The 15,185-nt window shown below is 41.7% G+C and carries 14 protein-coding genes and 1 other RNA gene; 11 read left to right on the forward strand and 4 right to left on the reverse strand.

The window, feature by feature from the left end:
* Nucleotides 1-4 precede the first annotated feature (4 nt).
* A complete protein-coding gene (gene sspB, locus OCU78_RS02270; protein WP_180033733.1) occupies nt 5-481 on the forward strand; it encodes a ClpXP protease specificity-enhancing factor in 477 nt (158 codons plus the stop codon).
* A gap of 89 nt (nt 482-570) precedes the next feature.
* On the opposite strand, the gene OCU78_RS02275 is transcribed toward sspB, so the two are convergent.
* Genes OCU78_RS02275 through OCU78_RS02290 form a run of 4 tightly spaced genes read right to left on the reverse strand, consistent with a single transcriptional unit; the run spans nt 571 to nt 3,956 of the window.
* Nucleotides 571-1,158, reverse strand: a complete 588-nt coding sequence (locus tag OCU78_RS02275; protein ID WP_372264438.1) for a BON domain-containing protein — start codon at nt 1,156-1,158, stop codon at nt 571-573.
* Between the two features lie 10 nt (nt 1,159-1,168).
* On the reverse strand, nt 1,169-1,759 hold the full coding sequence (locus tag OCU78_RS02280) for a phosphoheptose isomerase (RefSeq protein ID WP_102576580.1): 591 nt from the start codon (nt 1,757-1,759) through the stop codon (nt 1,169-1,171).
* Nucleotides 1,760-1,762: 3 nt separating this feature from the next.
* Entirely contained in the window at nt 1,763-2,158 is a 396-nt protein-coding gene (locus OCU78_RS02285) for a YraN family protein (RefSeq protein ID WP_137374591.1), read from the reverse strand.
* Nucleotides 2,145-3,956 carry a penicillin-binding protein activator gene (locus tag OCU78_RS02290; protein ID WP_137374487.1) on the reverse strand — a complete coding sequence of 604 codons (1,812 nt, stop codon included), beginning with the start codon at nt 3,954-3,956 and terminating at the stop codon, nt 2,145-2,147. The genes OCU78_RS02285 and OCU78_RS02290 overlap by 14 nt, the downstream gene beginning before the upstream one ends.
* Nucleotides 3,957-4,017: 61 nt before the next feature.
* On the opposite strand from OCU78_RS02290, the gene rsmI reads away from it, so the two are divergent.
* From rsmI to ftsW, 10 genes are all read left to right on the forward strand, one after another.
* Nucleotides 4,018-4,881, forward strand: coding sequence for a 16S rRNA (cytidine(1402)-2'-O)-methyltransferase (gene rsmI / locus OCU78_RS02295; RefSeq protein ID WP_137374488.1), 864 nt, complete (start codon nt 4,018-4,020; stop codon nt 4,879-4,881).
* Nucleotides 4,882-4,989: 108 nt separating this feature from the next.
* An RNA gene (gene rnpB / locus OCU78_RS02300) (RNase P RNA component class A) lies at nt 4,990-5,381 on the forward strand.
* Between the two features lie 227 nt (nt 5,382-5,608).
* On the forward strand, nt 5,609-6,559 hold the full coding sequence (rsmH, locus tag OCU78_RS02305; RefSeq protein WP_137374489.1) for a 16S rRNA (cytosine(1402)-N(4))-methyltransferase RsmH: 951 nt from the start codon (nt 5,609-5,611) through the stop codon (nt 6,557-6,559).
* Between the two features lie 6 nt (nt 6,560-6,565).
* A complete protein-coding gene (gene ftsL, locus OCU78_RS02310) occupies nt 6,566-6,883 on the forward strand; it encodes a cell division protein FtsL (protein WP_137374490.1) in 318 nt (105 codons plus the stop codon).
* Entirely contained in the window at nt 6,880-8,616 is a 1,737-nt protein-coding gene (locus tag OCU78_RS02315; protein ID WP_137374491.1) for a penicillin-binding transpeptidase domain-containing protein, read from the forward strand. The genes ftsL and OCU78_RS02315 overlap by 4 nt, the downstream gene beginning before the upstream one ends.
* A gap of 18 nt (nt 8,617-8,634) precedes the next feature.
* A complete protein-coding gene (gene murE, locus OCU78_RS02320) occupies nt 8,635-10,122 on the forward strand; it encodes a UDP-N-acetylmuramoyl-L-alanyl-D-glutamate--2,6-diaminopimelate ligase (protein WP_137374492.1) in 1,488 nt (495 codons plus the stop codon).
* Nucleotides 10,119-11,480, forward strand: coding sequence for a UDP-N-acetylmuramoyl-tripeptide--D-alanyl-D-alanine ligase (locus OCU78_RS02325; protein ID WP_137374493.1), 1,362 nt, complete (start codon nt 10,119-10,121; stop codon nt 11,478-11,480). Before murE ends, OCU78_RS02325 begins: the two co-directional genes overlap by 4 nt.
* The gene (mraY, locus tag OCU78_RS02330) at nt 11,477-12,559 is read left to right on the forward strand and encodes a phospho-N-acetylmuramoyl-pentapeptide-transferase (protein ID WP_137374494.1); all 1,083 of its coding nucleotides are present in this window, start codon (nt 11,477-11,479) and stop codon (nt 12,557-12,559) included. The genes OCU78_RS02325 and mraY overlap by 4 nt, the downstream gene beginning before the upstream one ends.
* Before the next feature lie 75 nt (nt 12,560-12,634).
* Entirely contained in the window at nt 12,635-13,960 is a 1,326-nt protein-coding gene (murD, locus tag OCU78_RS02335; protein WP_137374495.1) for a UDP-N-acetylmuramoyl-L-alanine--D-glutamate ligase, read from the forward strand.
* Between the two features lie 22 nt (nt 13,961-13,982).
* On the forward strand, nt 13,983-15,179 hold the full coding sequence (gene ftsW, locus OCU78_RS02340) for a cell division protein FtsW (protein WP_137374496.1): 1,197 nt from the start codon (nt 13,983-13,985) through the stop codon (nt 15,177-15,179).
* Nucleotides 15,180-15,185: the final 6 nt, after the last annotated feature.

The raw sequence follows: 15,185 nt of genomic DNA on the forward strand, positions 1-15,185 counted from the left end.
AAATATGACTCCACGCCGTCCATATATGCTTCGTGCATTTTATGAGTGGCTGGTAGATAACGAGTTAACACCTCACTTGGTAGTTGATGCAACTTTACCAGGTGTTCGTGTACCTGAAGAGTTCATTGAAGATGGTCAAATCATTCTAAATGTTGCTCCACGTGCCGTAGGTCAGTTAGAGCTAGGTAACGAAGCTGTAACTTTTAGTGCACGATTTGGTGGTCGCCCTCATAGCGTGATTGTACCTTTGTACGCCGTTCAAGCTATTTATGCCCGTGAAAACGGTGCTGGTACTATGTTTGAACCTGAAGAAGCATATGTTAATGCTACTGATAATGAGATTGAAGAGTCTCCATTTGAAGAAGTAACGACAGCGCCAACTTTAAGCGTAGCAAAACCAGAGGTAGCTTCTCAGGAACCTGGTCCTGAACCAGAAATCCCTCGTCCTAAAGGCAAGCCAAGTTTGAGAGTTATCAAATAAAAAAAAGCAGCGACTATCGCTGCTTTTTTCTTATCTAAAAATTGCTTTCATTAATTTGAACGATTTAGCTCTTTCGCTCAAATCTTTAATTAGCTTTCATCATTTTCGTGTTCACTGTACTGAAATGCTCTTATGACTTGCTTCACTCCTGAAATATTTCTTGCTACTTCAGTAGCAATATCGGCATGTTCATGAGATACAAAACCGAGTAAAAAGACCTCTTGATTTTCTGTAATGACTTTTACTTTAATGCCATTTAAATCGGCATTAGCTAAAAGTGCCGATTTAACTTTAGTCGTGATCCAACTGTCATTACTGATCTCTTTGACTGACAAAGGTTTTTGGACTCTAATCTGGTTATGAATTGAGGTAACGCCATCAATATCTTTAGCCTTACTTTCGAATGATCTTCGCTCTGCATCTGTTGAAGCTTGCCCCATCAAAATGATCGAGCCATTATAGGCACTTGCTGTGACTCTAGTGCTACCTTTGAATGGTGTTTTATTACTGATTGCAGCTATTTCAAATTCGATGTTGCTATCATTCCACATCTCTTTTGTTGTTCGGGTATCAGTAACCAAGTTTGCAGTAGTAGCTGCTCCGGCAATAAATAACCCTGCACATCCAGATAGAGAGAAGGCTAGTAAAGGTATAGTAATAATTTTTAATAACTTCATAGTCGCTCCATTACTCTTCATGGGCTGGGAATAGAACTTGATCTATCAAATCGCATAAGCAGTGAAGGGTGACCATATGTACTTCATGGATGCGTGCAGTTCTATGAGAAGGGATTCTGATTTCAACATCATGTTCACCTAATAACCCTGCCATTTCACCACCGTCTTTACCAGTGAAGGCAATGATTGTCATATCACGAGTTACAGCCGCTTCCATTGCTTTGATAATATTTTTGCTATTACCACTAGTCGAGATAGCAAGTAGGATGTCTCCAGTTTGCCCAAAAGCACGAACTTGCTTAGAAAAAATCTCTTCGTAATGGTAGTCGTTTGCGACTGCAGTAAGCGTTGTGTTGTCGGCAGTTAATGCCATCGCGGGTAAACTAGGACGCTCAGTTTCAAAACGATTAAGCAAGCATGATACAAATTGCTGTGCGTTAGATGCAGACCCGCCATTTCCACAGCATAAGATTTTATTACCATTTAGAAGAGTGGCAACCATCGCTTGAGCTGCATGAGTGATAGCATCAGGGAGTGCTTCAGCTGCAGCAATTTGAATTTGAATACTTTCAGTAAAACTTTCTTTAATGCTTTCTAGCATTGCTTATCCTTGGGTAATAGCGTTTTGGATCCAGTCGATGTTGTTCTCTTCACCTTGAATGGCGATAACATCAAACCTGAAGTCGGTTGTGTGGACAGACAAACCTTGTTTTATCAGCCAAACATTTGCTGTTTTATAGAGCTTTCGCATTTTTTGCGGCGTCACCATTTCTGCAGCATGCCCATAATGTGATTGTTTTCGGTATTTCACCTCAACAAACACAATGGTTTGGTGGTGTTTCATTATAAGATCAATTTCACCGAATTTAGTTGTGAAATTTGCAGTGATATACGATAAGCCTTGGCGTGAAAGGTATCTCTTTGCCAAGGCTTCGTAGTGATCACCTATTTGCTTTCGGGTGATTCTATCGGTTATTGCTTTACGGCTAAATAGCCCCATGCTCCGCCCAGCTGATTTGTCTTTGGATAATGCACTGGTTATCAATAGTGAGAACGCCGGTTTCACCGGAAATACTATAGCCATCGATCACTTTCATTTGTGGAAGTGCTTCCATTAATGAATAAGCATCCATTCCTAAAGCTTGTAAGCGTTTTTTTGCATGAGAGTTATTTGGCCATAATTCGTTTAATTGGCTATTTACAGCACTTTGTTCTTCAATGAGCAATGGAATATCACTGTAAATAACACCGGTTAAATCTTCATATTGTTTATCACCGCTATTACTACGTGAGTTGGAAAATAGCGCAGGCTGTTTTGCATCTGGGTTAATAGCGACTTCAATAAATGGTTTGATTAAAGTGAGCTCTGAATTTTTAGCCACAATGTATACTGAATCAATATCACGTCGGCTTCTTGGCTCAGTTTCAATTTGAAGGTTAAGCAGGGCATCCATTTGCGCTATACGTTGCTGGCTTTCTTGTAGACCAAACACTTGATTGATATTACGTTGTAATTGACGCTTATCAGCAAAAGAGCTCATCGCCACTTCATTGCTGCTGTATTTCTGCCACTCTTGCTCAAACGCTTCTTTTACTCGCTCACCAAGACGACCTTTTGGCGCTAAGATTAGGGGGTATTTGTAGCCTTGAGTGAATAAATGTTTAGCAGCTTGTGCTACTTCTTGCTCTGGTGACAAAGCGAGGTAGCACATGTTCGTTCCATCGACGATTTCGTTTGGAATGTTAAGCGCTAAAGCTGGAATTGCATCTACCTTGCCTGTTTGAGCTTGCTGAAGTTTAGTGATATTGCCTTTAATTAGAGGACCGACAATAAAATCAACATTATCTTCAATGAGCTTAGCTTTAATGGCTTCAGCACTTTGAGTGTTTGTATCTAGCACAGTCAATGTAGCATCTTGCTCTCTTTCTGTATCATTCATCATTGCGAAGATAAAACCATCTCTTACAAGTTGAGCTTGTTTACCAAACTTTCCTGTTAATGGAAGAAGTAGGGCTGTGCTTGTTGGCTTACTTATATCTAATTTTAAGATGTCAGAGATTTCAATGGGAGTATATAAAGCAGCTGGGTGATTTGAATTTTCTTCAAGCCAATGCTCAAGCGTATTCTTTAGCTGTGGAACATTAGAGTTGAGCGTCTTCATATAAATGGCTAGTTGCAGCCAACCGTCTAATACTTCTTCATTTTTATTCGTTTCTAATTCGGTGATTTCATACTGAGAATAGGCTGATAAGTTCTGCCAAATTCGATTGGCGATCAGTTCTTGTTCAGCTGTCTCTACATAGTCCGATAGTAATACTAGCTCTCGACTTGCAGAGAAATATTGACTCATGACTTCAAGCATATCTGAGCGCAAACTGTAATAGTCTTTCCATTGCTCACTTGGTAATTTCCACCACGCTTGAAAATTAAGCTGCTTATAAGCTTCTTCAGGTTGGTCGTTATTAAAAAGTAACTGAGCTCTAGATAATTGCCATTCTGCTTGTTGAATTTCAGAAAGCTGCTGCTTGGCTAACCGTTTGATAAGCAGTGTTGCTTGGTCAGTGCTACCAGATTGAATTGCAGCTTTAAGCGCCATGATTAACCAGTCGTTTTGTAGGCTTCCTTGACTACTATCTGCTTGCATCATGTAGTTTTGAGTGCTTTGAGATGGATCTAGAGTAATATCTACGCTTACAGGGGCTTGTGGTGAAGAAGAACAAGCTGCCAATGTAATTGCTAATGCAATTGGAGTTAATAAGCGTGGTACACTGAGTCTCTTATGGTTCATCATTGCCATGAGTTCTTATAATTCCGTATAAAGTTGTATCTATATTAATCGTTGAAGTGATGGTAAACAAATGACAGATAACAAAACCTTGCTCGAAGAGAGCCCGACTCTCTATATTGTGCCTACCCCAATTGGAAATTTGGGAGATATCACTCAAAGAGCAATTGAAATCTTATCAAGTGTTGATGTTATTGCTGCTGAAGACACTCGTCATACAGGCAAACTACTAGCACACTTCAATATCTCAACTAGAACGTTTGCATTACATGATCACAATGAGCAAACCAAAGCGCAAGTATTAGTTGAAAGGTTATTAGAGGGGCAGTCTATCGCATTAGTCTCTGATGCTGGAACCCCTTTAATTAGTGACCCAGGTTACCATCTTGTATCTCAATGTCGTCAAGCGGGTGTTAGAGTTGTCCCGTTACCTGGTGCTTGTGCTGTTATTACTGCGTTAAGTGCTTCGGGCTTGCCGTCTGATCGCTTTAGCTTTGAAGGTTTTTTACCTGCAAAAAGCAAAGGTCGTAAAGACAAGTTCTTAGAGATAGCTAAAGCTGAACGCACTTGTATTTTTTATGAGTCACCACATCGCATTACCGAATCACTGCAAGATATGCTCGAGATCTTAGGTCCTGATCGTGAGGTAGTATTGGCGCGTGAGCTAACCAAGACATTTGAAACTATTCAAGGCTTGCCGTTAGGAGAGCTTATTGACTGGATTGAAGAAGACTCGAATCGTAAGCGTGGTGAAATGGTGTTGTTGATTCATGGGCACCGTGAAGAAGCAACAACCGACATTCCTGATGAGGCGACTCGAACTCTTGGTATTTTAACGAAAGAACTTCCACTTAAAAAAGCGGCAGCAATGACGGCTGAAATTTATAATTTGAAGAAGAATGCACTCTATAAATGGGGACTTGAGAACTTAGATTAGTCTCTTATAGTTCGCTATCGATAGGCTGAATCAATAATTGGATTAGTTAGTGACCACTTAGTTGGTGTTTAGTAGACACTCTTAAACTTTCACTATACAATCCGCCTCGGAGTTGAACGGGTAATCGCTGCTTCATTGATGTCCTTCGGGAGACTGATGGAGGGGAGGAACGTCCGGGCTCCATAGAGCAGGGTGCCAGATAACGTCTGGGGGGCGCGAGCCCACGACAAGTGCAGCAGAGAGAAGACCGCCGATGGCCTCATTTCTTCGGAAGAGGCACAGGTAAGGCTGAAAGGGTGCGGTAAGAGCGCACCGTGCGGCTGGCAACAGTTCGTAGCAAGGTAAACTCCACCCGGAGCAAGATCAAATAGGCCCTCACATTGCGTTGCTCGCGTATGGGGGCGGGTAGATTGCTTGAGCCTGTGAGCGATTGCAGGCCTAGACGAATGGTTACCACCGTGAAAACGGTACAGAACCCGGCGTATGTGTCAACTCCACCTATTATAAGAACCCATCATTACTAACCAGTAGTGATGGGTTTTTTGCTTTATATTGACGTTAAGCTTTTAAATTGCTTTAACATTTGTAATATCCATTGAATTTGGCGGCAAAATCACGCGAAGCAATGCACAAATAGTGGCGATAAAGTACGAAATCAGTACACTGAAAGTTTAACGATATTTGAACATGCCGTATTAAATGGCCACATTCACTCATTGAGAAGACTATGACACAAGCATTCAAACATGTATCAGTATTGCTTAACGAATCCATTGACGGACTTGCGATCAAACCTGACGGTACCTATATCGATGGTACATTTGGCCGCGGTGGTCATAGTCGTACGATTTTGTCTAAGCTAGGTGAAAATGGTCGTTTATTCAGTATTGACCGTGATCCTCAGGCAATTGCTGAAGCAAAAACTATCGATGACCCTCGTTTTACGATTGTTCATGGTCCGTTTTCGGGCATTGCTGAATACGCAGAACGTTATGACCTAGTAGGTAAGGTTGATGGCGTACTGTTTGATTTAGGTGTTTCATCTCCGCAGTTAGATGATGCTGAGCGAGGTTTCAGTTTCATGAAAGATGGTCCGTTAGATATGCGTATGGACCCGACTTCAGGTATTCCCGTATCTCAATGGTTAGCTGATGCAGATTTAGATGATATTACTTGGGTGATTCGTGAGTTTGGTGAAGATAAGCATGCTCGCCGCATTGCGAAAGGCATTATTGCTTATCAAGAAAACGAAGAAAACGAACCTTTAACGCGTACTGGTCAGTTAGCAAAGCTTATTTCTGATGTTGCGCCTAAAAACTTTAAAGAGAAAAAACACCCAGCTACCCGTGCTTTCCAAGCTTTCCGAATTTACATCAATAGTGAATTAGAAGAGATTGATACGGCATTAAAAGGTGCGGCTAGCATTCTTGCACCGGAAGGTCGTTTATCTGTGATCAGCTTCCACTCATTGGAAGATCGTATGGTGAAGCGTTTTATTCGTAAAGAAAGCCAAGGACCACAAGTACCTCATGGCTTACCGCTTACAGAAGCTCAGATTAGTGAGCTTGGAAGTGCGGATTTAAAACCAATCGGTAAAGCAATTAAACCATCTAAAAATGAAGTTGATGATAATACTCGCTCACGCAGTTCAGTATTACGCATTGCTGAGAAATTGTAATTACAGATGAGTGCTTCAAAGCCAAATTTAGCAAAGATAATTTTTTTTGATTTACTGACGGTGGGACGAGTTCCATTACTGTTGTTGATCTGTATTTTTGTTAGTGCCATGGCAGTTGTGCTCAGTACTCATATGTCGCGCCAAGCCATTACTCAGAAAGATATGGCTCTTGTTGAAAGAGAACAACTGGATGATGAATGGCGCAACTTAATGCTTGAAGAAACTGCTCTTGCTGAACACAGCCGAGTTCAATCGTTAGCAAAAACAGAATTAGAGATGAAACGCCCTGATTCTGATAAAGAAGTCGTGATTTCATTGAAATGATAGCTAAAAAGGATAAAACGCCGAAAAGTGGGCGTTCTGAAAAGGAAGTAAAAGCGGCTCCAATTTTAATTAAATGGCGTTTTAACGTCGTTATTTTCTTCATATTTATTGTCTTTTCTGCGCTTGTTGCACGTGTCGCTTACATTCAAATTATTGAACCTGATAACCTCATCCGCCAAGGTGATTTACGTTCTGTTCGAGTCAAAGCATTACCTTCTGCCCGTGGTATTATTTCAGATCGAAATGGTGAACCGCTTGCGGTTAGTGTTCCTGTCGAAGCCGTTTGGGCTGATCCTAAAACGATCTTTAAAGAAGATGGCTTGCTAGAGAAAGATCGCTGGTATGCACTCGCTGATGTTTTGGGTATCGACCGCCAATCGATGATCAATAAAATCACTAAGAATAAGTCACGCCGTTTTATTTACCTTCAGCGCCAAGTTAGTCCTGCGATGGCAAAATACATTCGTGAGTTGAAACTGGCTGGCGTCGGTCTAAAAGCTGAATCTCGTCGTTATTACCCAGCAGGTGAAGTTAGTGCACATTTAATCGGTGTAACTGGTATTGATGGACATGGTTTAGAAGGCGTTGAGCGCAGTTATGACCAATGGCTTACTGGTGAAGCGGGTAAGCGTACGATACGTAAAGATCGTTATGGTCGTGTAGTTGAAAATATTGCTTTAGAAGAGCGTGAGCAGGGTAAGCCACTTACGCTAACTATTGATCAAAGGTTACAAGCTATTGCGTACCGCGCAATAAAACAGGCGGTCGCTGATCATCGAGCTACTTCGGGCTCTGCCATTTTACTCGATGTTAAAACCGGTGCCGTACTCTCAATTGTCAATGCACCGTCCTATAACCCAAATAATCGTTCGGACTTACAAAGCTTTAAAATGCGTAACCGTGTACTGACTGATTCAATGGAGCCAGGTTCAACAGTAAAGCCGTTTGTGGTATTAGCGGCTCTAGAAAATGAAACTGCCACCCCTGAGACTGTGATTAATACGGGCAACGGAATTATGCAGATTGGGGGTAGCCGAGTCCGCGATACATCAAAGGTTGGTAAGGCTGACCTCGCCACAATATTAAAGAAATCGAGTAACATCGGTGTCGCAAAGCTAGCTTTGGATATGCCTCTTGAAGCCCTACTTGGTATGTACAGTTCTGTTGGTTTAGGTGAAATGTCTGGGCTTAACTTAGTTGGTGAAACTTCTGGTATTTTCCCTAACCGTCGCCGATGGTCAAAATTTGAAATTGCGACCTTATCTTTTGGTTATGCTATTTCAGTTACCCCTATTCAGTTAGCTCACGCGTACGCGACTCTTGCAAATAAAGGCATGTATGAGCCCATTCATATCATAAACAGTAACCAACAAGACTTTTCTAAACAGGTAGTCTCGCCAGAAAATGCTCAACTTGTTTTAGAAATGCTGGAAGGCGTGACTCAAAAAGGCGGTACAGCGACACGAGCTGCAGTGCCGGGTTACCGAGTTGCGGCTAAAACTGGTACATCTCGAAAAGCAGCGGCAGGTGGATACAGTGATGAATACATTGCAATTACCGCAGGTGTCGCACCTGTGAGTGACCCGCGAGTTGCACTTGTTGTTATTGTGAATGAGCCACAAGGTGACTTGTATTACGGTGGTTCGGTTGCGGCTCCGGTATTCTCAGAAATTATGAAAGGTGCGTTACAAATTTTAAATGTGGCACCAGATGAAAATCAATTCCAAAATTAGCGTAGATCAGGACTAGATATGAGCAATCTTCTTTCACTTTCCAGCCTACTTTCTCCTTGGGGAGATTTTAACTCCTCGCAACTAGATGCAATACCGGTTAAGTCTTTAGAGTTAGACAGCCGTAAAGTATCGAGTGGTGATGTCTTTGTGGCAGTGATTGGTCATGCTGTTGATGGTCGTCAATTTATTCCTACGGCTATTGAGCAAGGTGCTGCAGCAGTTATTGCTCAGGCGTGTGATGAACATCTTCATGGAAGTGTTGGTGTAGTAGGTGGAATTCCAGTTGTTTATATTGATGACTTAAATCAGTCGTTGTCTAAATTAGCAGGGCGATTGTATTCATCGGAAAACATGAAATTAATCGGTATTACCGGGACTAACGGAAAAACCACCATCAGCCAATTAATCACTCAGTGGTTAGACTTAATTGGTCAGCGATCTGCTGTGATGGGAACAACCGGCAATGGTTTTCTTGATAATTTAAAAACTGCAACAAACACCACTGGCAGTGCTATTGAAATTCAAAAGACATTAAGTGAATTAGCTAAGCAAGATGCCGCGTATGCTGCCATGGAAATTTCTTCTCATGGGTTAGTACAAGGTCGAGTTAAAGCTCTTACTTTTAGCGCGGCAGTATTCACGAACCTAAGCCGTGATCACCTTGATTATCATGGGACAATGGAAGAGTACGCACTCGCAAAGCAAAGCTTATTTACTCAGCATAAATGCCAAGCATCGATCATTAATATTGATGATCCTGTCGGTTATTCTTGGGTGGAAGACTTACCTAATGCTGTGGCGGTTTCTTTAAAACCAATAGCTGATTTTTATAAAGGTATTTGGGCAACAAAAGTGGTTTATGCTGAAACGGGGATTAAGCTTTCTTTTGATGGCTGTTATGGGCAAGGGCATTTGTCGGTTCCGTTGATTGGACAATTCAACGCGTCAAATGTATTAGTGGCTTTTGCTACCTTGCTGTCGTTAGGTATTGATAAGCAAGCACTAATCGATACAGCATCTAAACTTCAGCCTGTTATTGGTCGAATGGAATTATTCCAAGTACCGGAGAAAGCCAAAGTTGTCGTTGATTATGCTCATACACCAGATGCTCTTGAAAAAGCGCTTTCAGCTTTGAGAGTGCATTGTTCTGGTCAGCTATGGGTTATTTTTGGCTGTGGTGGCGATAGAGACATCGGTAAACGACCAATGATGGCTGAAACCGCAGAAAAGTTTGCAGATAAACTCATTTTGTCGGATGACAATCCTCGTAGTGAAGACCCTCGATTAATCGTTAAAGATATGCTTGCGGGGTTAAATAAAGCTGATGAAGCTTTTGTCGAGCATGACCGTTATGAAGCCGCAAAGCTGGCACTGGCTCATGCATCTGCTAACGATATTATTTTATTGGCAGGTAAAGGGCATGAAGACTATCAAGTATTAAAGAATGAAATAGTGCATTACTCTGACAGAGAGTCTGCAACAGAACTTTTAGGTATATCATTATGATTGATGTATCCCTAGAGCAAATTTGCTCTGCCGTAAAAGGGAAATTAATTGGTGAAGATTGCACGATAACAGCAGTCTCAACGGACACAAGAACACTCAATACTGGTGCCTTATTTGTAGCCCTTGTTGGTGAGCGTTTTGATGCCCATGATTTCTGTCAACAAGCAGTCGATGCTAAAGCGAGTGCTTTATTAGTTGAAAAAAAGCTTGCTCTTGATATTCCGCAAGTGATTGTTGAAGATTCTAAAATCGCTTTAGGTCAGTTGGGCTCTTGGGTACACAAACAGTGTGATATACCAACAATGGCTATTACTGGTAGCTGTGGCAAAACGACAGTTAAAGAGATGGTGGCGAGTATATTGCAATTACGCGGCAATGTACTTTTTACTGCTGGGAACTTTAACAATGAAATTGGCGTTCCTCTGACTTTATTACGAAGTGAAAGGGAAGCTGAGTTTGCCGTTATTGAGCTAGGTGCTAATCATATCGGTGAAATTGCGTACACGACACAACTTGTGCTTCCGCAAGTCGCACTAGTGAACAATGTTGCGGCTGCACACCTAGAAGGTTTTGGTTCTATTGACGGTGTTAAACAAGCTAAAGGTGAAATTTTCCAAGGGCTGCCATCTGGTGGAACTGCCATTCTTAATTTAGAAAGTAATGGTGGACACTTTTGGGATGATGTTTTAGCCGATAAGTCTGTTATTACTTTTTCTACAGCTGATACTGAAGCCGACTATTTTGCTAGAGATATCGAGATAAATACTGAAGGTGAAGCCAGCTTTGAGCTTAATACGCCAACTGGTTCGATAGATGTGAAACTCGGTATTATTGGGCGTCATAACGTTGCTAATGCTCTTGCTGCCGCCGCACTAGCGATACAGTTTGGCTCTACACTGAAACAAATTCAGGCAGGTCTTACAGATCTAATACAGGTTAAAGGTAGAGTTGAAGTTCAGCCTTTAACAGAGAAAATTAAATTAATTGATGATAGCTACAACGCCAGTGTTCCTGCTATGAAAGCGGCTGCAGAGTTGCTATCTGGCTTTAAAGGTCAGCGTTGGTTAATTTTAGGTAATATGGCAGAACTCGGCGATGAAAGCCTTGCACTTCACCGCCAAGTCGGTGAATATGCTGCCCCATTCAATTTTGAGTATGTCCTCACTTATGGTGAAGACACGAAAGTGATCAGTGATGTTTGTAACGGCATTCACTTCGAAACACATTCCGAGATGATTACATACATAAAGCAGCAATTAACCCTATCCAACAGCACGAACCACACCTTATTAGTTAAGGGAGCGAATAGTGCTGGGATGAGTAAAATAGCGGCTGCTTTAAAGGAGACTTTTTCATGATAATTTGGCTATCAGAGCTACTACAGCCATACTTTTCTTTTTTCCGATTGTTCGAATACCTTTCATTTCGTGCAATCGTTAGTGTAATTACTGCATTGTGCTTATCTCTTTGGATGGGACCTAGGCTAATTGAGCGTTTACAGATGCTACAAATTGGTCAAGTTGTTCGTAATGACGGTCCTGAATCTCACTTCAGCAAGCGCGGTACCCCAACGATGGGGGGTATAATGATCCTTGCAGCAATTGTGATTACTGTCTTGCTATGGGCAGATCTATCAAACCCTTACGTGTGGGCAGTATTAGCTGTTTTACTCGGTTACGGTGCTGTAGGTTTTGTCGATGATTACCGTAAAGTCGTGCGAAAAAATACAGATGGCTTAGTTGCTCGTTGGAAGTATTTTTGGCAATCCGCGATTGCATTAATTGTTGCTTTTGCTTTGTATGCTCACGGAAAAGATACTGCCGCGACTCAGCTTGTTGTCCCATTTTTTAAAGATATTATGCCTCAGCTCGGTTTACTCTATATCGTTCTGACTTACTTTGTTATTGTGGGAACCAGTAACGCTGTTAATTTAACCGATGGCCTAGATGGGTTAGCGATTATGCCAACAGTGCTTGTAGCTGCTGGTTTTGCTGCAATTGCATGGGCAACAGGTAATGTTAATTTTGCCGAATACTTACATATCCCATACATCCCTTATGCTTCTGAGTTAGTGGTTGTTTGTACTGCAATGGTAGGGGCTGGTTTAGGTTTCCTATGGTTTAATACTTACCCGGCTCAAGTATTTATGGGCGATGTAGGCTCACTTGCATTAGGTGGCGCTTTAGGTGTTATTGCTGTTTTAGTTCGCCAAGAACTTGTATTGGTTATTATGGGTGGTGTGTTTGTAATGGAAACTTTGTCTGTAATTTTACAGGTAGGTTCATACAAACTACGGGGTCAGCGTATTTTCCGTATGGCTCCGATTCATCATCACTATGAGCTAAAAGGCTGGCCAGAGCCTCGTGTTATTGTACGTTTTTGGATCATTTCAATCCTTCTTGTTCTTATCGGCTTAGCGACATTAAAGGTTCGTTAATAGAAAGTACGTTAATAATTCGAGCATCTGTATTAAAGGCAGGTGCTCACTTCAAATAGAGAGCATCGTGTTCAAATGGATCGTTGGCTGAATATTCATAATGTAGTGGTTGTAGGGCTCGGTATTACCGGGCTCTCCGTCGTTAAGCATCTCGTAAAATACCAACCTCAATGTAATGTTCGTGTGATTGATACTCGTGAACAACCTCCCGGTTTAGATGCTCTACCCAACTCAGTCTCACTGCATTCTGGAAGTTGGAATGAACAGTGGCTAGCTGAAGCCGATTTAGTCGTTGTTAACCCCGGTATTGCTCTTGCTACTCCAGAGATCCAAACTGTCGTTCAACTTGATGTGGCCGTTATTGGTGACATCGAGCTATTTGCTTGGGCGGTAGATAAACCTGTAGTGGCTATTACTGGCTCTAATGGCAAAAGCACTGTAACGGATTTAACTGGTGTACTTGCAAAAGCAACCGGTTTAAAAGTGGGTGTGGGTGGCAATATCGGTATTCCAGCTTTAGACCTTCTAGAGCTTGATGCTGATTTATATGTACTTGAGCTTTCTAGTTTTCAGCTCGAAACTACATCGAATTTACAACTTTCTGCCGCTGCCTTCCTAAATTTATCTGAAGATCATATGGATCGTTATACGGGTATGGATGATTACCGTTTAGCGAAGCTTAGAATCTTTGATAATGCTCAGTGTGCAATTGTTAACCGAGAAGATAAAGAAACCTATCCTCAAAACATGGGTGATCAGTTATCTATCGTAAGCTTTGGTTCTGATGAAAAAGAATTCGGTTTAATCAAGCTGAACGGTGAAGAGTGGTTAGCTGATTTTGGTAAGCCAGTCGTTAAGTGCAAAGACTTAACTTTAGTAGGTCGACATAATATTTCTAATGCATTAGTGGCGTTAGCGTTACTGAAAAATATACAAGTTGATTATTCTAAATCGATAAATGCTTTAAAAAATTACAATGGTCTGACTCATCGCTGTCAAGTAGTAGTAGATCAGCGTGGTATAAAGTGGGTGAATGACTCTAAGGCGACTAATGTCGCGAGTACTTTAGCCGCATTATCTGGATTGGATTGCTCAGGAACACTGTATTTACTGGTAGGTGGAGTAGGCAAAGGTGCTGATTTTAGCGAACTGGCTCCGGTCTTAGCTCAACTAAATTCTCTTGAACTTTGTTGTTTTGGTAAGGATGCGGTTGAATTTATGCCTCTGCACCAGTCTGCAACCCAATTTGACACTATGAGAGATGTGATTGAAAGCATATCTAAGAGACTTAAAGCAGAAGATATGGTGATGCTTTCTCCCGCATGTGCGAGCTTCGACCAGTTCAATAATTTTATGGCGAGGGGGGATGTATTTACCCAACTTGCACATGAATTCGCGTAATTTGGTAAAGGATTAAGATTAAGTGCGAAGTGTACGAGAAATTAATCAAAACATATGGCAGTGGCTTAATCGATCTACGCCAGATACATTATTTGATCGTCAGTTAGTATGGATTGCACTTGGGCTTATGCTCACCGGGCTCGTGATGGTGACATCGGCTTCATTCCCTATTAGTTCGCGTTTAACTGATCAACCGTTTCATTTCATGTTTCGGCACGCTACTTTTCTGTTACTGGCTCTCGGTGTTGCGAGTGTGATTTTACAAGTGCCAATGAAACGGTGGATGCAGTACAGCTATTACTTGCTTGCCTTATCTTTCGTGCTTTTGGTTATAGTATTAGCTGCTGGTAAGTCGGTTAATGGTGCTTCTCGCTGGATCCCGCTTGGCTTATTTAATTTACAACCAGCTGAAGTTGCGAAATTATCGCTATTTATATTCATGGCGGGTTACTTAGTGCGCAAGCAAGATGAAGTGCGAGCAACATTTTTTGGCGGCTTTGCTAAACCCATTATGGTTTTTGGGGCACTTGCCGTTTTGTTACTAGGTCAGCCTGATTTAGGGACTGTTGTTGTAATGCTTGTGACATTATTTGGAATGTTATTCATAGCTGGAGCAAAACTGACTCAGTTCATTGCTTTAATGGTCGCTGGTATTGCGGCGGTAATAGGGCTTATTGCTCTAGAACCCTACCGTATTCGACGAGTTACATCGTTTTGGGAACCCTGGAATGATCCCTTTGGTAGCGGTTATCAGTTAACACAATCATTGATGGCTTTTGGTCGCGGTGATTGGATGGGGCAAGGTTTAGGTAACTCCATTCAAAAGCTAGAATATTTACCTGAAGCTCATACTGATTTTGTGTTTGCTGTGCTTGCTGAAGAACTAGGCTTCGTTGGAGTGACCTTGGTTTTAATGTTGATATTTAGCTTAGTCCTAAAAGCAGTATTTATTGGGAAAAGATCGTTTGAAGCGAATCAACAATTTGGAGGCTACTTAGCCTTTGGTATTGGCATTTGGTTTGCTTTTCAAACCCTTGTAAACGTTGGTGCTGCTGCCGGGCTTGTGCCTACAAAAGGTCTGACGCTCCCATTGATTAGTTATGGTGGTTCAAGCCTAATAGTGATGACGACGGCGGTATCGATGTTATTGCGTATTGATCATGAGTGCCGACTTGAAAGGTTGGAACATGGTGATGATTTAGACGACCAAATAGAATAAGAATGA

Origin of the sequence: Vibrio gallaecicus (assembly GCF_024347495.1) — a bacterium.
In the GTDB taxonomy this organism is placed as follows: Bacteria; Pseudomonadota; Gammaproteobacteria; order Enterobacterales; family Vibrionaceae; genus Vibrio; species Vibrio gallaecicus.

What these genes read in the sequence shown, in the direction of transcription:
- sspB (WP_180033733.1), top strand. Translation starts at nt 5, where the DNA reads ATGACTCCACGCCGTCCATATATGCTTCGTGCATTTTATGAGTGGCTG.
- OCU78_RS02275 (WP_372264438.1), bottom strand. Translation starts at nt 1,158, where the DNA reads ATGAAGTTATTAAAAATTATTACTATACCTTTACTAGCCTTCTCTCTA.
- OCU78_RS02280 (WP_102576580.1), bottom strand. Translation starts at nt 1,759, where the DNA reads ATGCTAGAAAGCATTAAAGAAAGTTTTACTGAAAGTATTCAAATTCAA.
- OCU78_RS02285 (WP_137374591.1), bottom strand. Translation starts at nt 2,158, where the DNA reads ATGGGGCTATTTAGCCGTAAAGCAATAACCGATAGAATCACCCGAAAG.
- OCU78_RS02290 (WP_137374487.1), bottom strand. Translation starts at nt 3,956, where the DNA reads ATGGCAATGATGAACCATAAGAGACTCAGTGTACCACGCTTATTAACT.
- rsmI (WP_137374488.1), top strand. Translation starts at nt 4,018, where the DNA reads ATGACAGATAACAAAACCTTGCTCGAAGAGAGCCCGACTCTCTATATT.
- rsmH (WP_137374489.1), top strand. Translation starts at nt 5,609, where the DNA reads ATGACACAAGCATTCAAACATGTATCAGTATTGCTTAACGAATCCATT.
- ftsL (WP_137374490.1), top strand. Translation starts at nt 6,566, where the DNA reads ATGAGTGCTTCAAAGCCAAATTTAGCAAAGATAATTTTTTTTGATTTA.
- OCU78_RS02315 (WP_137374491.1), top strand. Translation starts at nt 6,880, where the DNA reads ATGATAGCTAAAAAGGATAAAACGCCGAAAAGTGGGCGTTCTGAAAAG.
- murE (WP_137374492.1), top strand. Translation starts at nt 8,635, where the DNA reads ATGAGCAATCTTCTTTCACTTTCCAGCCTACTTTCTCCTTGGGGAGAT.
- OCU78_RS02325 (WP_137374493.1), top strand. Translation starts at nt 10,119, where the DNA reads ATGATTGATGTATCCCTAGAGCAAATTTGCTCTGCCGTAAAAGGGAAA.
- mraY (WP_137374494.1), top strand. Translation starts at nt 11,477, where the DNA reads ATGATAATTTGGCTATCAGAGCTACTACAGCCATACTTTTCTTTTTTC.
- murD (WP_137374495.1), top strand. Translation starts at nt 12,635, where the DNA reads ATGGATCGTTGGCTGAATATTCATAATGTAGTGGTTGTAGGGCTCGGT.